Below are 18,460 nucleotides of genomic sequence, written 5' to 3' on the forward strand. Positions count from 1 at the left end.
AATGTTAGAAAGAGCCGAAGCAATTGCATTTTGCAGTACATTTGAAAGTGTATATGAGGACTATCCGTTTCATGACCCCAACTGGACTGTAATGAGGCATAAAGACAACAGGAAAATATTTGCATGCATATACGAAAGAGAAGACCATATCTGGATCAACGTAAAATGTGACCCGGAGTGGAGAGATTTCTGGCGCAATGCTTTTGTATCCGTGATTCCGGGGTATCATGTGAACAAAGAACACTGGAATTCCATCATTCTGGACGGGACGGTACCGGACAAGGACATTGAAAGAATGATAGCGGAAAGCTATGAGCTTACAAAGGAAAAACTGAAAAAAAGGAAGCGTTAGAAAGTTCAAGCCTCATAAGCCGCCAATTGAAGGGGTATATGGGGCTTGTATCGTTCCTACAGACGGTGAAGTTGGAATAAAGCACCTTTATTTTAACGGATAAATCCACCAATTGGTGTCATATAGGTTGGACTAAATCCGTCCATTCATAGGCTAAAGTCCCTGGATGAAATAAAAATTATAAAATAGAAGTAAAAAATGCGATAATGCCGAAATAATCCAAGGATCTTAGAAGTCTAAGAAGTTACATTAATGGATTCCTTGTAAGTATTTCCCCATTCCTCCATAGATTTAAACAGAGGACGTAATGTGTCCCCCAATTCACTTAAGGAGTATTCGACGCGTGGCGGCACTTCTGGAAAAACAGTTCTGATGACTAATCCGTCGGACTCTAATGAACGAAGGTTATCCGTTAATACTTTCTGACTGATTCCTGGAATACCGTTTTTTAATTCCCCGAAACGGGAGGTCCTTGCCAATAGATTTCGTATGATTAATAGTTTCCATTTATTGCCGATTAGTTCAACTATTGTAGCAACAGGACATAATGGCAATTCGTCTTTTGTCAGCATATTTGTACCTCCTAAAATATCTATATGGTTTATAAAAGAATGTTATATACAAATTATAATGTAACATTCTTTGGCAGTCAATATTTCTTTTGATATCAAGATGAAGGTAATGGTTACAAAAAGGTGCGTACTTACTAATAGGCTGCATGTAATCTATAATAGAGCATGATTATAAATGTTATTGGTGAAAGGACAGATAGGAGATGGAATTAAAACAAAGGGAACGCTTGACTCATATTGTGAAAAAATTCTCAATCAAAAATGATATAGATATTTTGGGAATTGCTGATGTTGAGGAGTTAAATCAAAAAGCAAGGGCAGGAAGACGGCCTAAAGACTTGTTTCCGACAGCAAAATCAATTTTGTTATTTGGCTGCGGGATGGCCGATCCAATTAGCAGAGGGTGGGTTTGCAACGGAAAAGGAGGGGATTATATCTCGTTGACACTCAGTGAATTGGAAAATCGGAAATGGATATTGAAAAAGTTTTTGAGAGAACAGGGGTTTCATACTTTTGGAGGTGACATTTATGGGGAAGGAATTCTAAATACAGGAATCCGTCTGGCCAATGCGGCGGAAAGCTGTGGAATGGGTTACATCGGAAAAAGCAATTTATTAATTACGAAAAAGTATGGTCCGAGACTGAATTTACTTTATCTTGCAACAGATGCCCCATTAATCCCTGACAGGGAAGTGGAAAAAGATAATTGTGGAGGATGCAAAATTTGCCAGACGCATTGTACAAGCGGGGCTATTTTGGGAGATGGATACTTTCATGCAAGACAGTGCGAATGCATTATTAACTGTAGTGAGAATAAAATGTATTATTCCAGCCATTTGAATATTGACTGCGATATGTGTCTTCGTATGTGTCCGAAAGGAGACATGCATTGGGATGCGGAAGAAAAGAAAAATACATGGTTTGAAAAAATTGAAAAGAAGAATGGGGGCTGATTATGAGAGCACAGTGGAGTAAACGAAGAAAAAAGGAAGATTTGATCATTCCAGATCTATATTTGGAAAAGAATGAAGAAATGCAAAATAGAAGAGACCTTACCTTCTTGATACAGGAGGCTGCCTTTGCTGAAAAGATACCATTTTTTCATATTTTAGATTGTGACCTTCTTGCAGATGGTAAAAAAGCAAGGAGTATTATTTTTCTCGGAATTCCGCTGTATGAGCCGTTGCTATTGATGGAGCAGTCCATTTACGGGACGGATGGTGAGTCAAAATGCACCATGGCGCAGAAGAAAGTGGAAAGTTATCTTAGGAATTTTAGCGATAAGCTGGAGATACTGGGGTATAACACGGTGATAAAGCTGCCAGATATTTTGCCGGATGATGAAGCTAACAGGCTATTTGAAATGACAAAGACGGGATTTGTAGGGAAAAACCATAGATTTATCGTAGAAGATTATGGGTGCAGAAACTATATAGGTTATATATTATCTGATGCACCCTTGATGGGGGGAGATTATCGTTATCCAGAATATGACGAGAATTTGTGTGGAGGCTGTACTTTGTGTCTTGACCAATGTCCAGGGGGCGCATTAAAAGAAAACGGATTTACAAAGGAGCGTTGCGAAAATTACCGTGAAAACTCTAAAAATCAGGTGGAAATAGCTGCGAAAAGTATTCGTAAATGTGATGTTTGTTACGCGTGCTGCCCCATCGGAACAAAAACGAGGTGGCAGAGTGCAGATAGTTCCGTATAGTCACCTTTTTGTAACCTACTAATAAAAAAGTTTCTACTTTTTATTTGATAATTACCCAGGTATATTGATAGTGTAAGAGACACTTTCATCGAAAAACTGAGGAAGTAGCAGAATGTCATTGTTTACGAAGAAATCAGGTGCACAGGCATATTTCAAAGCACCTGAAAAGAATGGAAAGTCCCATTGGAAACGCATTAACAGATAGCACGTACGGATATATTTGCAGGGGATGTCTGGCAGTAACATATGGCAGTAACATATGGATATACCCATAACAGGTATTCTGCTGATCCACAGTGCTGGAAAGAGGTTGTGTAATATGGATTATTTAGAAAAACGAATCAGTCAGGCACAAGAAGCCATTGAAAATAGCGAATACATATTAATCGGGGGAGGCGCAGGCCTGTCGGCAGCTGCGGGACTAACCTATAGTGGAAAAAGGTTTTCGGATCATTTTTCTGATTTTATGGAGAAATATGGATTTACAGATATGTATGCCGGAACATTTTATCCGTTTCAGACGGAAGAAGAACTTTGGGCTCACTGGGCAAGGCATATTGATGTAAACCGTTATCTTATGCCTGCCACCAGACTCTATCTTGATATCATGGAACTAGTGAAAAACAAGAAATATTTTGTAATATCAACAAACGTAGAAAGCCAATTTGTAAAAGCCGGATTTCCAGATGATAAGGTTTTCGAAGTTCAGGGAGACTATTCCTACCTGCAATGTGCTAAAGGGTGCCATGATAAACTTTACTACAACGAGGAATTGATTAAAAAAATGGTGTTTCATACAAAGGAGTGCAGAATTCCCTCTGAACTGGTGCCAAGATGTCCTGTGTGCGGAAATGAAATGGATGTAAACTTACGTCACAATGCTTTTTTTGTACAGAATGAAGAATGGTACAAGGCGGATAAAAGATACAGCAAATTTCTGGATGAGAGCGAAGGGAAAAATATTGTGTACATGGAGTTTGGAGTGGGATTTAATACCCCTGGTATTATCAGGTATCCATTTGAACAGATGACCTATAAAAATCCCAATGCTACACTAATACGGTTTAATAGGGATAACCCATTGGGAGCACCTGAAATTGCCAAAAAGACAATATCGTTTGATGAGGATATAATGCTGGTTATTCAATCCATTGGAAAAAGACAAAGTGAGCAGAATTTGCCAGGAAATGAGATGAAGAATGCATGATATATGGAATCCATGGCATGGATGCAAGAAGATAAGTGAAGGCTGTGATCATTGTTATATGTACTTCCTTGATCAAAGAAATGGCAGAAACGGAGGAGAAATTTATCAAACAAAGGGAAGCTATACATATCCCATGCAGAAAGACAGGCAGGGAAATTATAAAATAAAAAGTGGAGAGTTGATCCGCGTCTGCATGACATCCGATTTTTTCTTAGAAGAAGCAGATGAATGGAGAGAGGAAGCCTGGAGAATGATGCAAGAGCGCAGCGATGTGAAGTTCTTTCTGCTTACCAAACGGCCCCAAAGAGTTGAAAAGTGTCTGCCTAAGAATTGGGGAGATGGCATTGGCCAGTGGTCTATGGAAAACATTTTTTTGAATGTCACTTGTGAAAATCAGGAACGGGCAGATGAAAGAATACCTATTCTTTTGGAGCTTCCATTTAAGCATAAAGGAATTATGTGTGCTCCTATTATTGGTAAGGTGGATATCGAAAAATATCTGCCTACCGGTCAGATTGAGCAGGTAATTTGTGGGGGTGAAAACTATGATGGGGCAAGACCCTGCAATTTTGAGTGGGTCAAATTACTAAGAAAACAGTGTGAAACTCATCAGGTTTCATTTTTGTTTATAGAGACAGGTACATTTTTTGTGAAAGATGGGAAAAAATATCATCTCCCTAAAAAAAATGTACAGAGTGAGATGGCATATAAATCAGGCATGAATTATAAGGGGAAAGAGATGAGCTTTCTTCTTTATGATACGTTTGGAACAAGAATTGAAAAGGAATGCCTGTACGAGCCACATTTCCGGGAAAATTGCGGGCATTGCGGCAGCAGGCAAATCTGTAACGGGTGCAGTGACTGTGGTAAATGCAAAGTGAAATGAATGAGTATGATAAATATGGGTAAGGAGGAGATGAAAATGAGCCATCGGTCACAAAATGAAAAGCTGGAATGGATTGTAAAGGAACTCTGTATTGACTCCGGGAAATACAAGGATTTAAAGGTAAGCAGACAGGACAGAAGAAATATTATGCGCTCACTTATGAACATCCGTATGCCAAGACCCATTTCTAATGAATTTTTAGAAATTCAGGACGATTTTTTAAGGCAGGAATCTTTTGAAAAAGGAATTGTAAAGTTGGAAACTATTCCAACAATTTGGGAAGAGTGTCATTCAAGTCATCCATTTTCAAATAAAATCTCCATTTGGCAAGGGGATATTACACGGCTCCAGGTAGATGCGATTGTAAATGCAGCGAACTCTCAGATGCTGGGATGTTTTGTTCCCTGCCATGGATGTATCGATAATGCCATTCATTCATCAGCTGGAATTCAGCTTCGGGAAGAGTGCTTTCGGTATATGAACAGAAAGAAAAATGAAGACAGGAATTATGAGGAGCCCACCGGAGAGGCATTATTGACCGGAGCATATAATCTCCCAAGCAGATATGTTCTCCATACGGTTGGACCAATTGTAAGGAATCAGCTGAACGAATCTTTAAAAGAAGAATTACGTTCCTGCTATCGTTCTTGTATTGATCTGGCAGTAAAATATGGGATCAGAAGCATCGCGTTTTGCTGTATCTCAACAGGGGAATTCCGCTTTCCTAATGTTGCAGCAGCTGATATAGCAATAGAGGTAATTGGAGAGAAATTGCAGGAGTTCAGGGATCAGATTGACAGGGTTATATTTAACGTGTATAAAGAAATCGATCTCGAGTTATATATAAAAGGATTTTCCAAATAAAATCAGAGCCACCGCACTGCGATGGCTCTGATTTTGGTTATACCAGACACCTGAGGATGTAAAGACCGTCATGCGTCGTATTCATAAAGATAAATCCGCGGTCATCTACCACGCAATCCTCTGCGCTTCCGAGCAGTGGACCGGGAGCCTCCACTTCGTAATAGAGCTTCCTGGGGTTGGGCGGTATAAAATAGGCAATCTCTTTTACATTATAAGGATCTGAGAAATCATATACCCTCATGCCTGCGTGGAAATAACAGTTATACACCCTGTCAATCCGATTTTCAATCCATGGTTTATTGGTCATAGGTTCATGCAGGTTGTGTGGACCAAATGGACCCTGACGCTTCAAACCGCAGAAATTGAAATTCTTAAACGGGAAATCTGCAGGTACCTCCGGGTACGGAAATGTTGCGACCATGGTAGGATCTGCCGGATTGGAAACATCGATTGTGACGATTGTATTAAGAGGCTGTGCCCCGCTTGAAAGCATCTCATCCGACTGACAGAAGAATCGTTCCCCTTCGTGCGTTCCGACAGCAAAATCAGTTCCGATGACAGGCAGGAACGTGTGGCAGCGGGCGCCAGCACATTTTCCGCTGAAAGGGGGATGCTGTTCCAGATGCCCCAGGGTCTTTGGCTGCGTAACATCCGACACGTCCACAACATAGAATCCCTTCTCCATACAGCTTATATATGCCTTGTCATCTAATACGTAGACGCAGTGGACTCCTCCGAAATGCGTAGAGCAGGCGGCGCGTTCCTCTTCTGTTTTGCTGTTTTGGAACTGGCTGTCCATCCACCAGCGTCCGACTTCCACGGGGCTCGCAGGATCAATGATATCGAGAATGCGATAGATATATCCTTCATAACCGGGGCAGCTGCAGCTGAGGTGGACATATCTGCCTCCGTTAAAGCAGAATCTGTGTACCCCGGGCGAATTGCCGGGTTCCCAGGATGAAAGAAGCCTCGGATTTTCGGGGTCATCCTTCAGACTATAAATCATAAGAGGTCCCAGAGGCTTGAATCCACCTTCTGGATACGGACCGTGAAGCATGGGCAGACCGTTGCCGACAGCAATAATCATAAGATCATCGCATATCTGCAGCTTCGGTGTTGAAGAATATGTGTACTCTTGTGGATCCAGACAGTTGATGTACCGGATACTTTGTGGATTGGCCGGATCTGTAATATCAACGATATTGAATCCAATGCCTTTCATGGAACCGCAATAGAGATAATATCTGCCTTCTGCCGTTTTGTATATCTGTGTCTGGAATGCCATGATACCGTCAAGATCATGGTACCCGACCAATTCCATATTCTTGATATAACCTTCGCTTTTAGAAATCATTATTATTCACCCTGTCCTTTCTGCAACATATATTTCCATTATAATCTGCGGCATCAATAATGTAAAATTCGATTTCAGAGCATTTTGTCATAACATTACGGGTATATGGAAGTTGCTAAATAAGGCGTATTGATTTATTATAATATATATAGATAATAAATGCTGGCGGAGGATATAGGGAAATAATGAATACGAACCAGATACGCTGTTTTCTGGAAGCGGCTCTTGAAAAGAACTTCACCAGGGCTGCGCAAAAAATGCATATGTCACAGCCATCCATCAGCAGGATTATAAGTACGCTTGAAAAGGAATTGAATGTTCCATTGTTTTATCGTTCAAGAAACAAAAAAATCGACCTGACGCCTTCCGGAGAGGTCTATTACGAATTCTTTAAGAAAATTCAGTTTGAATTTGAGCTGAAAAGAGAAGCGGCTGATAAACTGGCTGCCCAAAAGGAAATGAATCTTCATTTCGGATACGTTGCGAAATGGAATATATACCCTCAGCTGATGAATGTTTTTCAGGAAGTGAATTCCGTTCGTCCGGGCATTGATTTTTTGCCGGAATGCCAGACATTCAGCGAATTGAACCGCCTGCTTGCCAACCGGGAGCTGGATATGATTCTGACTCTGAAAAAGTCTTTTACATGCGCTGCGGGGATCGGGTCGGAAGATATCCTTGAATTGAAACGAATCATTCTGTTTTCTGATAAATTCACGGACAATCCAGGAAGCTTTACGACGCCTGAAGATTTCAAGAGTTCAGCGTTTTACTACGCGACCGACAGCCACCCGGATATAAATCTTGAGATTCAGAATTTCTGCAGGCCATATGGATTTGCTCCTGAGCTTAAGCCTCTGAGCAATATGGAAACGGTTATTACCATGGTGGAGAATGGTTCGGGTGTCTGCATTATCGATTATTGGGGATGCTCCAATATTAAAGGACTTCATTACATAGTTTTGGATTCTTTCAATACAGTGACGCTGGCATGGAACAACGCAGTATCTGAGGAGGTGGTCCGTTTGGTCAGGGAAAGCATCCTGCTGAATCTGAAAGGTACCTGACACTATAAACGTTCAAAGCATAGTGTTTCGCTATCCTGGATAAGACATACCGGCCCAATCGCGTGGGTCTGTTGTGGAGTTCATGGGAAGCGGAGAATAATAAAATAATGAAAGGTGGTTTATGGTATGGGAAAAGCAGTCCAGGATTTAAAGAAGGAACATGAGTCTATTCTGCATGTATTCAGAATTATGGAAAATATGAGCGAACGAAATATGGAAGAATCTGCAAGACTAGGGTACGACTCTGATCTTGTGGATTTTTTTAAAGTATTTGCGGATAAGTGCCATCACGGAAAAGAGGAGCTATATCTCTTTGAAGAACTGGTAAATGCAGGAGTCCATAACGAAGGCGGGATAATTGGGACGCTTCTTCAGGAACACAATCTTGGCAGAGATTATTTGGCCATTATGGATACAGCAGTTCAGAAAAAGAATGCTGAAGAATTCGATAGCGCCGCAGAAAAATATCTGCTGCTTATGCGGAATCACATTGATAGAGAAAATAAAGTCTTATTCGAAATGGCTGACCAATTGCTGGATGAGGCAAAACAGGACGAAATATTTGAGAAATTTGAACAGCATGAACAAAGTGTTATCGGACACGGGATTCATGAAAAATTGCATGCAATGATACATGGATGGTCGGAGGAATTTGATGTTGAATAAATTTTAGTATATAATGATTGAAGAAGCGTTTGTCAGGAGGCAGGATATGGTTGACGAGAAGGAATTATGGGAGCAATGCGTGAAATTCCATGGTCATGCGTGCGGAGGGCTGACTATAGGGTTTAAAGCTGCCCTTTATGCAGTGGAGCTTTTGGATTTAAGCTTTTCAGAAGATGAAGACGTGGTATGTATTTCTGAAAATGATGCCTGCGGTGTTGATGCCATACAGGTCATTCTTGGATGCAGTATCGGAAAAGGCAATTTATTGTTTCATATGCGCGGAAAACAGGCGTTCTCATTTCATAACAGAGCCAATGGAAAGTCCGTGCGTCTGGTTTTGAAGGACAGGCCTGATGGGGCTTCGGGAGAGGGTTTTTTTGCATATATGCAGGAAAGAATGCCTGAAGAATTATTCGTGGTAAAAAAGACTGCGGTTCAGATTCCGGAAAGGGCAAGAATTTTAAAGTCGCTTCATTGCGCATGCTGCAATGAAGCGACCGCGGAAACAATGATACGGCTGCAAGACGGGAAGTATCTGTGCCTTGACTGCTATTTGCCATATAACAGATTTGATGTGTGAGTTTAAACTTTATAGAATTTATCTTTTTCAATATTTCTAAAAATTATTTCCACGTGCTGGTATCCCATATCCTGCACATATTTTACGAGCAGGTCGGCGGTTTTTTTCTGGAGATCCTCCGGCCTTTCGAACCATAAAACCTCAACAAGGGGCATACCCTTGGCTGGTTCGCCGTCGGCGACATATACAGATTGGGTTACTTCAAGATGCAGGCTGTCCCTCGGGCATTGTAAAATCGACTGCAGGTCATCCAGCATATTCTTACTGGCTTTGAGAACGTCATCAGTTGCAATTGCTTTAAAATTTATCATCGGCATGTTTGACTCCTCCAATTCTTTCAGCGTGATTTAACGGGCTCTCTTGGAAATTATTATATAATTCCGGAAAGGCTTTGTCAAATAAACCGCATTTTGAAAATGAAACTATAGAAAGCAGGAAATTAAAAAATGTTCACTGATATGCATATACATGCGGCCCTGAATCATCTTTTTACAAGAAAACAGTGGGGAGAAGCAGATGAAGAGCAAAGAATAAAATGGCTGCAGAAGTTCTTCGCAGAGTATGAAGAGATGGGAATATCGGCATTGAGGGATGGGGGGGACAGTGCATTCATATCCTTCGAAGCACGCCCGGTGGCAAGGGAACGGGGCTTTGTTTACAAGACCCCTGTATATGCCTTATACAAGAAGGGCTGCTATGGTTCTTTCATCGGAATGCCGGTCGCGGATCTTACGGAAATAAAAGAGGAGCTGATCCGACTTTCTTCGTATGAACCGGATCATATAAAGGTGATCCTGACGGGTATAGTTGATTTTCAGAAATACGGACATGTCGGAGGAACGAACTTTTCACTCCGGGAACTTTCTTATATCTGCGATTTTGCCAGAGACCGGGGACTTCCGGTCATGGTCCACGCAAATGGAAGCGAGGGTGTAAATCTGGCAATTGAGGCAGGAATTTCTACGTTGGAGCATGGATATCTAGTTTCTGAAGCGGAACTTTACAAATTGGCTGAAGCACGCGTGACGTGGGTTCCTACGCTTTCACCGCTTGGCAACATCCTGGAATCGGCAGATCAAAGATTCGACTCCGATAAAGAGGTCATACGGAAAGTCTTTGGGGAACAGCTGGCTAACATCCAGAAAGCGGACAGTCTGGGCGTAAAGATTGCATTAGGGAGCGACGCAGGAGCCCTTCTTGTTGGCCACGGAACAGGACTGGAAGATGAGATGCGACATTTTGAAAAGATTGATGGATTTAGCAGAAACAGAATAGAAAGGATATGTACAGATCAAAAGGCCTGGATGTGCTAATGCTGATGGTCGGGTGAAAGAGGAGGAATCAGGATGAAAGAAGCCATGCTGTATGAAAAGCTGCAGGACGATAAAGTCAGGTGCGCCGTATGCAGCCACAGATGTACTATTTCTGAGGGGAAAAGGGGAATCTGCTCTGTGCGGGAGAACCGCGAAGGAACGCTGTATGCCCTGAATTATGGACGTGCAATAGCCGTGCATGTTGACCCGATCGAAAAGAAACCGCTTTATCACTTCATGCCGGGAACAAGTACGTACTCATTTGCTACGGTTGGCTGTAATTTTCGGTGCCAATGGTGCCAGAACTGGGAAATATCACAGGCTTCCAAGCCGAACCGTCCGATTGCGGGCGCCCTCATTTCTCCGGAGGAACATGTACAGAGAGCTCTCGAATATGGATGCCCGTCAATTTCCTACACGTATTCGGAACCGACAATTTTCGTGGAATATGCGTTGGATACCATGAAGCTCGCCAGAGAAAAAGGGTTGAAGAATACGTGGCATACCAATGGATATATGACGAAAGAAACTCTTGATGCAATTGTCCCATATCTGGATGCTGCAAATGTTGATTTCAAGGGACCTGACGATACGGTATATGAAAAATACTGTGGCGGAAAATCAGGACCTGTAATGGAAAGTTTGAAATACCTCTATAAAGCCGGAGTCCATCTTGAGATAACGACCTTGATTGTGCCGGGCGTCAATGACCAGAAGCAGCAGCTGCAGACAATAGCGAAATTTATTGCCAATGAACTTGGTAAAGATGTGCCATGGCATATATCACGGTTCTTTCCGGCCTGGAAAATGCCGGATGCACCGGTTACGCCGCTGGAAACACTGGAAATGGCCCGTAAAGCAGGCGAAGAAGAAGGTCTTCTGTATATCTACCTGGGTAATGTATTCTGAAAATGGATTAATAGGAGCAAAAGGGCTGACTGCCTTCAAAAACACCGCTGATTCTGGCGGTGTTTTTTGCCTGCTCATCAATTGTAAATCAAAAGGCAATCCTTTTGATATAACAATAAAAATTTATTGATAAACGATAAGTACTATGATATCATATTTATATAAACTCAAAGAGAATTTAAAGCGAGGTACTTTTATGAAGCATAGTTCAACCATTTTTTTGAAAGCAGTTGTCTTACTTATAGGTCTCCCGGTTCTGGCTATATGTATATTCTGGCTGCCCGGGCTTGCGGACATCTATGATGGGAAGGACTCAGAGGCAGCATATGTTCTATATCCTGTTTTTATTTGCGCATATGCTTCGGCAATTTCCTTTTTCTTTGCGCTGTACCAGGCATTCAGGCTGTTAGGGTACATAGATAAAAACACTGCTTTTTCATCTTTATCCGTGAAGGCTTTGAAGAAAATTAAATTCAGTGCTGTCGCAATTGGTGTTCTCTACGGCGCATGCATGCCATTCTTATACTTCATTGCTGAGGCAGATGATGCCCCGGGTCTGATAGTGATCGGGCTGGTCATCATTTTTGCATCAGCCGTGATCGCCGCGTTTGCCGCTGTCTTGGAAATGCTTTTGAAAAGTGCCATGGAAATTAAAATGGAAAATGATCTGACGGTCTGAGGGGAAGGATATGGCAATTATAATCAATGTTGATGTGATGTTGGCTAAAAGGAAAATGAGCGTAACAGAACTTTCAGAGAAGGTCGGGATCACCTTGGCCAATCTTTCTATACTTAAGAATGGAAAGGCAAAGGCAGTCCGGTTTTCTACGCTGGAAGCGATTTGCCGGGCACTGGACTGCCAGCCGGGAGATATCATGGAATACAGGAAGGATGAAAATGTATGATTAAGGACATTGACAAGCTGATTGACGAAAATACAGATAATCCCCATGAGCTGGAGAGGCTGTACAGGGAAGAACCCCGGGCTTTCGAGGAGTCATTTCCTTACATATGGGAACAGAATCCTGATTCGCGGGTTCTCGCTGCCTGGAATGAAAGATTGAATTTCAGGGGTGCCGGAAATACCCAAAAAGTATCATACCTACGGAAGGATATTCTGGTTATGGTTCTTCTGGCAGCCCTGTCAGGGATAAGCACCAGGATGATTTTATATTTAGTTGATCAGCAGATGATAGCCCCTGTAAACCTTGTGTTTGGGATATTCCCTTTCTTAGCCGGCTTGTTTGTATATAAGAATCTGCCCAAAAGAACGATATTGACCGCCCTTGTATCCTTATTCCTGATTTGCGGCGTTTATATGAATCTGTTGCCATTTGAGGGAAAAGACAGTATTCTGCTGGCTTATCTGCATCTTCCAGTATTTCTGTGGGTTTTAACAGGACTGGCATTTACAGGTGACAATTATAGAATAGGAAGCACAAGACTGGCCTATCTGAAATTCAATGGGGAATTCTGTATACTGTATGCCAGCATGGCAATCTGTGGAATGCTGCTGACTGCATTGACGATGCAGCTATTTGGAGTTGTCGGCGTTGATATATCCGAATTCTATTTTGAAAATATCGTTTTGATCGGAGCTGCTTTTCTTGCAGTCGTGGCTGCATTTCTGGCCTCGGGAAACCTGAAGCTTGCCAGAAATATTGCGCCACATATAGCCCGGATCTTTGGGCCGCTTGTACTGGCTACCCTGATGGTCTACCTTGCCGCGGCTATATGGATTGGAAAAAATCCATTCCTGGACCGCAATTTTCTCCTCTCTTTCAATGGGATCCTCCTTTGCGTGCTGGCGGTAACCATATTCTCCATTACGGAAAGAAGTAAAGAGGAGAAAAAGAATGTTTCCGATTTTGTGAATTTTGCCCTGATTGTCCTGGCACTTATCACAGACTTTGTTGCCTTGTCATCTATAGTTTTCCGGCTTTCTTCTTACGGGCTTACGCCTAACAGACTGGCTGTTTTGGGCATAAACATATTAATCTGCATCCATCTGCTTTGGATAATTTTCGCGTATATGCGTTTTCTTCAAAACAAAACAGACCCTGCAGGAATACAGGATGCCATTACAAAATATCTGCCGGTCTATGGAATCTGGACGGCGTTTGTTACATTTGCGTTTCCTTTGATTTTTTAAGAGAGGGTCATTTAACAGGGGGTCTGACCCCCCATAAGGGGAGATATAGCCATGATAATCGGAGTGATAAGGGTTGAGATCTATGTTCCATGGGTCCATTCCCTGAAAGAAAAGCGGATGGTCGTCAAGAGCGTCTGTGCCAAAGTGCGGAACAAATTCAACGTTTCCATTGCAGAGACGGATGAACAGGATATCCATCAGAGAATTGTTCTGGGGATTGCCCTGGTTGCAGGGGAAGCCAGCCTGGCCGACAGTATCATGGACCATGTGCTGAATTTCATCGAGGGCAGCACGGAAGGCGAAATAATCAATATTGAACGGGAGTTCAGATGATTGCTGACGTCTGGATGGGGAGACTGAAATAAGTTTATTGATTAACAATAATTCACTTAAATCGTATTATGCATGCGGTTGCTATGAATAATAGTTCATTATATACAGATAATTGAAATTTAATTAACATAAAAACATTGTTAAATATGAAACATAAGATAAAAGTGAATAATAATGCAATTGACCTGCAGGACATACCATGTTACGATGAGCCAAATTTAACATAAGATGTGAACTGCAAAGGAGATTATTCATGAGAGAACAAAAACAGCGACGGTTACCTGTAGTAATTGCATCCATAGCCATCCAGCTCTGCCTTGGTACAGTATATATTTGGAGTGTATTTCAAAATGGAATCGCACAAGGAATTTTTTCCGGCCGAAATGCAGATGCAGCATTGACTTTTTCCCTTCTTCTGGCCGTTCTTGGTTTTGGAAGTATAGCGGGAGGCCGTCTCCAGGAAGTGATCGGTCCCAGGGCGACCGTTATTACCGGAGGTGTTATTGCCGGGATTGGATTTATTGCCGCCTCATTTACCAGCGCTTCCTTTCCGTGGCTCCTGTGGCTTACCTATGGTGTATTAGGCGGTTTCGGAATGGGATTTTCCTACTCGACTACCATTACAATTGCGCAGAAATGGTATCCAGAGAAAAAAGGTCTAATTACGGGAATCATAGTATCCGCTCTTGGTTTTGGAGGAGTAGTATTCACCCCCATCGTAGGAGCTGTAATTGCGCATTTTGACACGGGTGTAGCAGGTTCCGGTGAGTTAATGGCTTTGCGGGTTTTGGGCATTATATTCATAGTGGTCAGCCTTATCGGAGGATATTTCATAGCGGCTCCACCTGAAGACGTCCTGCACGGCGCCGTTTCCGGGAGTGGTCAGGGGGAGAGTCTTTCTCCACGCCAGATTATGAAAGATCCGCGCTTCTATCTGCTTGCTGGATCTCTGATGCTTGCCTGCATGGGAGGTCTCATGATGATCGGGTTCGCCAAGCCTATTGCTATCGCCCGGGGCATGGCAAAGACGGCAACAGTCGGAGTGCTGGCAATCACTCTTTTTAATTCCATCGGACGACTTTTCTGGGGCTTCATTTCTGATAAGCTGGGTCGCAAGAGAACCGTAATCCTTTTATTGGTGGTGACGGCGGTTCTTTCCCTCTGTGTAAACCTGGTTACGGGATACATGATTTATGTCCTGATTGCACTGATTGGATTTTCCTATGGCGGATTTCTGGGCACCTACCCCTCATTCACTTCAGATTTGTTTGGAGTGAAATATAATGCAACAAATTATGGAATGGTATTGATCGGGTTCGCCGTCGGCGCATTGGCGTCCTCTTACATTGCAGGATATTTCAAGGACATCGCGGCTACCGATATCAATCTTATGTTTCCTGCATTTATTATAGCATCAGCGGCAGCTCTGCTTTCTATTCTGCTGGTCGCGCTGATCAAAACAAAGAACGTATAATGTGATAAAAGAAACAATTGAAGGTCCTGACTGTACCGTGAAGAATGGACGGGACCAAACTTTATGCCTGAAAAGTTGACGCAGGCCTGCAGCTGGAATATACTGTAAGTAATAGGTTCGAAAGACTGAAGGAATATTAACAGGGGTACTAAATGGTAGCGGTTTTCATAAACAGGGGGACGATTATGAAGAAGCAAATATTACATACTTTTTTTAATGACATGAAAAATTCCACTTTTGCTGTAGAGTATTGGGACGGCGAAGTGAGGAATTATGGAAAAGGTGAAAGTTCAGATCTGAAAATTATTTTTAAGAAACCATTACCGTTGACATTTGAAATTGCGGATCCTATGCTATCTATCGGAGAGGCATATATGGATGACGTAATAGACTTTCAAGGCAATTTCGATGAAGTTATGAAAATGGCCATGAAAAACAAAGATTTAGTCAAGGGAGAAAGCAACATTCTGAAAGTTACCTCAAAGCTGATAAAGAAATCCAATATCAAGAAAGTGCAAAAGGAAAATATCCATCAGCACTACGATTTGGGAAATGACTTTTTTTCCCTTTGGCTGGATGATACCATGAGCTATTCCTGTGGATATTTCAAGGAATCAACGGATACATTGAAGGATGCGCAAATAAATAAAATCGATCATATATTGAAAAAGCTTCAGCTAAAGCCCGGGGAGACTCTGCTGGACATCGGAAGCGGCTGGGGCTGGCTCATAATCCGGGCAGCCCAGATGTATGGAGTTAAGGCGACCGGAATTACCATAAGCGAAGAACAGTATAAGGGAACCTTGGAGAGAATAAAAAGCCTCGGCCTTGAAGATCAGGTTGAAGTAAAACTGCTGGATTATCTCGATTTGGATGGAAGAGTTGCAAAATATGACAAGATAGTCAGCGTCGGAATGTTTGAACATGTAGGCAGAGACAACCTGCATCAATATATGGAAAAAGTACAGGAACTATTAGAACCAAAGGGATTATCCCTTCTCCATTCCATTATGGGGACACATGAGGACGATGTGAATTCATGGATTGCCAAATATATTTTTCCAGGTGGTTATGTTCCTTCCCTCAGAGAGACAACCGGTCTTCTGCCGGAATATGATTTTCATCTGATACATGCAGAAACCCTGCGTATGCATTATGCTATGACACTGGACCGCTGGTATGAAAATTATCGTCAGCACTGGGGCGTGGTTGAAGAAAAATACGGAAGAAGATTTGCCCGAATGTGGGAGCTGTATTTAAAGGGCTGCGCTTCGAATTTCAGAGTATCCGGTCTGGATATATATCAGCTGCTATTTTCAAAGGGATTAAACAATGATCTGCCCTTGACACTGCATCGAATATAAAGCTAACAACCTCCGGGCTTTTCCGGGGGTTGTTTTGCAGCTTGGCAATAATATTCGGAGGTATTTCATGTGTTATATATGGTATAATGTAGTTAGGATATTCAATGAATGGAAAGGAATGAAAATGTATGGGCGATAAAATGGCGGAAATGGAGAAAGAAAGCCACCTTGATAAAATTGCGATTCTGATCGATTCGGGATGCGACGTACCACAGGACATAATCGAAAAATATAATATGAAAGTCTTAAGGCTCCATGTCATTTATAATGAAAAAGAATATACGGATGGGCTGGATATTACCGCAGATATGGTTTATGAACGGTTTCCCGCTGAAATACCGACGACATCTACGCCGGGAATTGGAGAAATCACAGATGTGATTAAGGAAATCAAAAGAGAAGGCTATAATAAAGTGATTGCGGTATGCATATCCAGCGGATTGAGTGGAACCTATAACGCAGTACGTTTCGTGCTGAGCGAAGAGGATGAATTGGAATCTTTTGTGTTTGACACGAAAAACATATCGATGGGGAGCGGTTTTTTTGCAATCTGGATAGCCTATCAGATTGAAAAAGGAAAAACATTCCGAGAAATCACGGAAGAACTGCCTTCAAAAATCAAAGATTCGAAAGTGTTTTTCTATATGGATAATTTGGATTATCTACGCAAAGGCGGAAGAATCGGGCTCCTGACTGCTTTGGCAGGAAACATTCTGAATATAAAGCCCATCATATCCTGCAATGAACAGGGCGCTTATTATACAGTGGCAAAGGAGCGGGGTTCAAAAAAGGCAATGAATAAACTGTTGGATGTGGTCATGCAGGAAATAGGATCAAACCAGGTGCTGGCTGCCATCATGAATGGGGCCGCAGTGGAAAAAGCAACCCAGGTAAAAGAGAGACTTCTTGATAAAATCCCTGCTTTAAACATATTGTTTGAGAAACAGGTCATGGCTTCATTAGCGGTCCATACAGGACCGGGACTGATCGGCATTGGAATCATGGTAATCTAAAACTACAGGCGGGTATTGTGGCATCCCATGAATTATGGTACGATATAAAAAAAATTATGGTACGATATAAAAAAATAGAGATGTTTTGCAACAACGGCTCAAACTGGAAAGGCAAGGAATATAAATTGGATAATAATGATATACTAATCAGATTAAGATATGCGCTGGATATTAAAGACGCAGATATCGTGGAGATGTTCAAACTCGGCGGAGTCGATGTGACAAAAGAGGATGTCCTTAAGATGCTGTCAAAGCCGGATGAAGATGAGGATGGCAGTGAGGACAGGTTAGAATGCAACTATTTCATGTTGGAATCATTTTTAAATGGATTCATCATTTTCAAACGGGGAAAACAGGAAGAGAAAGCAGATCAGCCTGCAAAACCTGTGTTGTCAATAAAAAATAGCAGTAATGTGAATAATATACTGTTGAAAAAATTAAAGATTGCTTTGGCACTGTCAAGTGAGGATATGATTGAAATATTTGAACTTGCAGGAATTACCATAACAAAAGGAGAATTGAGCGCCGTATTCAGAAAAGAAGGACACAGAAATTATAAAGAATGTGGTGACAGGTATGTACGTAATTTCTTAAAAGGATTAGCCATAAAATACAGAAAATAATCGGGATCGGTGGATGC

Annotated in this window: 22 protein-coding genes; 19 read left to right on the top strand and 3 right to left on the bottom strand. The window is 42.0% G+C overall.

All coding sequences use genetic code 11. From position 1 onward, the window contains the following. Position 1: 1 nt before the first annotated feature. A complete protein-coding gene (locus BUA79_RS09860) occupies positions 2 to 352 on the top strand; it encodes an MmcQ/YjbR family DNA-binding protein (RefSeq protein WP_073994259.1) in 351 nt (116 codons plus the stop codon). Positions 353 to 588: 236 nt separating this feature from the next. On the opposite strand, the gene BUA79_RS09865 is transcribed toward BUA79_RS09860, so the two are convergent. Further along, on the bottom strand, positions 589 to 924 hold the full coding sequence (locus BUA79_RS09865) for a winged helix-turn-helix transcriptional regulator (protein WP_073994260.1): 336 nt from the start codon (positions 922 to 924) through the stop codon (positions 589 to 591). A gap of 203 nt (positions 925 to 1,127) precedes the next feature. On the opposite strand from BUA79_RS09865, the gene BUA79_RS09870 reads away from it, so the two are divergent. The 5 genes from BUA79_RS09870 to BUA79_RS09890 all read left to right on the top strand — a co-directional run bounded on the left by BUA79_RS09870 (position 1,128) and on the right by BUA79_RS09890 (position 5,595). After that, complete coding sequence (locus BUA79_RS09870) at positions 1,128 to 1,877, top strand: hypothetical protein (protein WP_073994261.1); 750 nt, start codon at positions 1,128 to 1,130, stop codon at positions 1,875 to 1,877. A 62-nt stretch (positions 1,878 to 1,939) separates the two neighbouring features. Continuing rightward, positions 1,940 to 2,638: a 4Fe-4S double cluster binding domain-containing protein gene (locus tag BUA79_RS09875; RefSeq protein WP_178138586.1), complete on the top strand. Its 699-nt coding sequence runs from the start codon at positions 1,940 to 1,942 to the stop codon at positions 2,636 to 2,638. A 319-nt stretch (positions 2,639 to 2,957) separates the two neighbouring features. Further along, a complete protein-coding gene (locus tag BUA79_RS09880) occupies positions 2,958 to 3,845 on the top strand; it encodes an SIR2 family NAD-dependent protein deacylase (RefSeq protein ID WP_073994263.1) in 888 nt (295 codons plus the stop codon). Beyond that, positions 3,838 to 4,731 carry a DUF5131 family protein gene (locus BUA79_RS09885; RefSeq protein ID WP_073994264.1) on the top strand — a complete coding sequence of 298 codons (894 nt, stop codon included), beginning with the start codon at positions 3,838 to 3,840 and terminating at the stop codon, positions 4,729 to 4,731. Before BUA79_RS09880 ends, BUA79_RS09885 begins: the two co-directional genes overlap by 8 nt. A gap of 36 nt (positions 4,732 to 4,767) precedes the next feature. After that, complete coding sequence (locus BUA79_RS09890) at positions 4,768 to 5,595, top strand: protein-ADP-ribose hydrolase (RefSeq protein ID WP_073994265.1); 828 nt, start codon at positions 4,768 to 4,770, stop codon at positions 5,593 to 5,595. Positions 5,596 to 5,632: 37 nt separating this feature from the next. On the opposite strand, the gene BUA79_RS09895 is transcribed toward BUA79_RS09890, so the two are convergent. After that, positions 5,633 to 6,949 (bottom strand): LVIVD repeat-containing protein, encoded by a 1,317-nt coding sequence (locus BUA79_RS09895; RefSeq protein WP_073994266.1) that lies wholly within the window; start codon positions 6,947 to 6,949, stop codon positions 5,633 to 5,635. 185 nt (positions 6,950 to 7,134) lie between these two features. On the opposite strand from BUA79_RS09895, the gene BUA79_RS09900 reads away from it, so the two are divergent. From BUA79_RS09900 to BUA79_RS09910, 3 genes are all read left to right on the top strand, one after another. Continuing rightward, complete coding sequence (locus tag BUA79_RS09900; protein ID WP_073994267.1) at positions 7,135 to 8,016, top strand: LysR family transcriptional regulator; 882 nt, start codon at positions 7,135 to 7,137, stop codon at positions 8,014 to 8,016. 126 nt (positions 8,017 to 8,142) lie between these two features. Next, complete coding sequence (locus tag BUA79_RS09905; RefSeq protein ID WP_073994268.1) at positions 8,143 to 8,682, top strand: hemerythrin domain-containing protein; 540 nt, start codon at positions 8,143 to 8,145, stop codon at positions 8,680 to 8,682. A 13-nt stretch (positions 8,683 to 8,695) separates the two neighbouring features. Beyond that, positions 8,696 to 9,262 (top strand): FmdE family protein, encoded by a 567-nt coding sequence (locus tag BUA79_RS09910; protein WP_242941681.1) that lies wholly within the window; start codon positions 8,696 to 8,698, stop codon positions 9,260 to 9,262. Positions 9,263 to 9,264: 2 nt separating this feature from the next. On the opposite strand, the gene BUA79_RS09915 is transcribed toward BUA79_RS09910, so the two are convergent. Then, positions 9,265 to 9,579: a DUF1904 family protein gene (locus BUA79_RS09915; RefSeq protein ID WP_073994270.1), complete on the bottom strand. Its 315-nt coding sequence runs from the start codon at positions 9,577 to 9,579 to the stop codon at positions 9,265 to 9,267. Between the two features lie 129 nt (positions 9,580 to 9,708). Here BUA79_RS09915 and BUA79_RS09920 point away from each other — a divergent pair, with 129 nt between their 5' ends. The 10 genes from BUA79_RS09920 to BUA79_RS09965 all read left to right on the top strand — a co-directional run bounded on the left by BUA79_RS09920 (position 9,709) and on the right by BUA79_RS09965 (position 18,443). Next, a complete protein-coding gene (locus tag BUA79_RS09920; protein ID WP_073994271.1) occupies positions 9,709 to 10,575 on the top strand; it encodes an amidohydrolase family protein in 867 nt (288 codons plus the stop codon). A gap of 33 nt (positions 10,576 to 10,608) precedes the next feature. Continuing rightward, positions 10,609 to 11,484, top strand: coding sequence for an AmmeMemoRadiSam system radical SAM enzyme (gene amrS, locus BUA79_RS09925; protein WP_073994272.1), 876 nt, complete (start codon positions 10,609 to 10,611; stop codon positions 11,482 to 11,484). A gap of 196 nt (positions 11,485 to 11,680) precedes the next feature. Continuing rightward, the gene (locus BUA79_RS09930) at positions 11,681 to 12,163 is read left to right on the top strand and encodes a DUF2975 domain-containing protein (RefSeq protein WP_073994273.1); all 483 of its coding nucleotides are present in this window, start codon (positions 11,681 to 11,683) and stop codon (positions 12,161 to 12,163) included. 10 nt (positions 12,164 to 12,173) lie between these two features. Further along, complete coding sequence (locus tag BUA79_RS09935; protein WP_073994274.1) at positions 12,174 to 12,389, top strand: helix-turn-helix domain-containing protein; 216 nt, start codon at positions 12,174 to 12,176, stop codon at positions 12,387 to 12,389. Beyond that, positions 12,386 to 13,636, top strand: coding sequence for a DUF4153 domain-containing protein (locus BUA79_RS09940; protein WP_073994275.1), 1,251 nt, complete (start codon positions 12,386 to 12,388; stop codon positions 13,634 to 13,636). Before BUA79_RS09935 ends, BUA79_RS09940 begins: the two co-directional genes overlap by 4 nt. Before the next feature lie 51 nt (positions 13,637 to 13,687). Further along, complete coding sequence (locus tag BUA79_RS09945; RefSeq protein WP_073994276.1) at positions 13,688 to 13,969, top strand: DUF503 domain-containing protein; 282 nt, start codon at positions 13,688 to 13,690, stop codon at positions 13,967 to 13,969. A gap of 253 nt (positions 13,970 to 14,222) precedes the next feature. Then, on the top strand, positions 14,223 to 15,443 hold the full coding sequence (locus tag BUA79_RS09950; protein ID WP_073994277.1) for an OFA family MFS transporter: 1,221 nt from the start codon (positions 14,223 to 14,225) through the stop codon (positions 15,441 to 15,443). Positions 15,444 to 15,628: 185 nt separating this feature from the next. Further along, positions 15,629 to 16,807: an SAM-dependent methyltransferase gene (locus BUA79_RS09955; protein ID WP_073994278.1), complete on the top strand. Its 1,179-nt coding sequence runs from the start codon at positions 15,629 to 15,631 to the stop codon at positions 16,805 to 16,807. Positions 16,808 to 16,935: 128 nt separating this feature from the next. Next, positions 16,936 to 17,820, top strand: coding sequence for a DegV family protein (locus BUA79_RS09960; protein WP_073994279.1), 885 nt, complete (start codon positions 16,936 to 16,938; stop codon positions 17,818 to 17,820). 56 nt (positions 17,821 to 17,876) lie between these two features. Then, the gene (locus BUA79_RS09965; protein WP_408633844.1) at positions 17,877 to 18,443 is read left to right on the top strand and encodes a YehS family protein; all 567 of its coding nucleotides are present in this window, start codon (positions 17,877 to 17,879) and stop codon (positions 18,441 to 18,443) included. Positions 18,444 to 18,460 lie beyond the last annotated feature (17 nt).

Source organism: Parasporobacterium paucivorans DSM 15970 (assembly GCF_900141895.1).
Lineage (GTDB): Bacteria > Bacillota > Clostridia > Lachnospirales > Lachnospiraceae > Parasporobacterium > Parasporobacterium paucivorans.

Bases quoted from the DNA above. Each gene is read 5' to 3' on its own strand.
- BUA79_RS09860 (WP_073994259.1), top strand. From the start codon at position 2: ATGTTAGAAAGAGCCGAAGCAATTGCATTTTGCAGTACATTTGAAAGT.
- BUA79_RS09865 (WP_073994260.1), bottom strand. From the start codon at position 924: ATGCTGACAAAAGACGAATTGCCATTATGTCCTGTTGCTACAATAGTT.
- BUA79_RS09870 (WP_073994261.1), top strand. From the start codon at position 1,128: ATGGAATTAAAACAAAGGGAACGCTTGACTCATATTGTGAAAAAATTC.
- BUA79_RS09880 (WP_073994263.1), top strand. From the start codon at position 2,958: ATGGATTATTTAGAAAAACGAATCAGTCAGGCACAAGAAGCCATTGAA.
- BUA79_RS09885 (WP_073994264.1), top strand. From the start codon at position 3,838: ATGCATGATATATGGAATCCATGGCATGGATGCAAGAAGATAAGTGAA.
- BUA79_RS09890 (WP_073994265.1), top strand. From the start codon at position 4,768: ATGAGCCATCGGTCACAAAATGAAAAGCTGGAATGGATTGTAAAGGAA.
- BUA79_RS09895 (WP_073994266.1), bottom strand. From the start codon at position 6,949: ATGATTTCTAAAAGCGAAGGTTATATCAAGAATATGGAATTGGTCGGG.
- BUA79_RS09900 (WP_073994267.1), top strand. From the start codon at position 7,135: ATGAATACGAACCAGATACGCTGTTTTCTGGAAGCGGCTCTTGAAAAG.
- BUA79_RS09905 (WP_073994268.1), top strand. From the start codon at position 8,143: ATGGGAAAAGCAGTCCAGGATTTAAAGAAGGAACATGAGTCTATTCTG.
- BUA79_RS09910 (WP_242941681.1), top strand. From the start codon at position 8,696: ATGATTGAAGAAGCGTTTGTCAGGAGGCAGGATATGGTTGACGAGAAG.
- BUA79_RS09915 (WP_073994270.1), bottom strand. From the start codon at position 9,579: ATGCCGATGATAAATTTTAAAGCAATTGCAACTGATGACGTTCTCAAA.
- BUA79_RS09920 (WP_073994271.1), top strand. From the start codon at position 9,709: ATGTTCACTGATATGCATATACATGCGGCCCTGAATCATCTTTTTACA.
- amrS (WP_073994272.1), top strand. From the start codon at position 10,609: ATGAAAGAAGCCATGCTGTATGAAAAGCTGCAGGACGATAAAGTCAGG.
- BUA79_RS09930 (WP_073994273.1), top strand. From the start codon at position 11,681: ATGAAGCATAGTTCAACCATTTTTTTGAAAGCAGTTGTCTTACTTATA.
- BUA79_RS09935 (WP_073994274.1), top strand. From the start codon at position 12,174: ATGGCAATTATAATCAATGTTGATGTGATGTTGGCTAAAAGGAAAATG.
- BUA79_RS09940 (WP_073994275.1), top strand. From the start codon at position 12,386: ATGATTAAGGACATTGACAAGCTGATTGACGAAAATACAGATAATCCC.
- BUA79_RS09945 (WP_073994276.1), top strand. From the start codon at position 13,688: ATGATAATCGGAGTGATAAGGGTTGAGATCTATGTTCCATGGGTCCAT.
- BUA79_RS09950 (WP_073994277.1), top strand. From the start codon at position 14,223: ATGAGAGAACAAAAACAGCGACGGTTACCTGTAGTAATTGCATCCATA.
- BUA79_RS09955 (WP_073994278.1), top strand. From the start codon at position 15,629: ATGAAGAAGCAAATATTACATACTTTTTTTAATGACATGAAAAATTCC.
- BUA79_RS09960 (WP_073994279.1), top strand. From the start codon at position 16,936: ATGGGCGATAAAATGGCGGAAATGGAGAAAGAAAGCCACCTTGATAAA.
- BUA79_RS09965 (WP_408633844.1), top strand. From the start codon at position 17,877: ATGGTACGATATAAAAAAATAGAGATGTTTTGCAACAACGGCTCAAAC.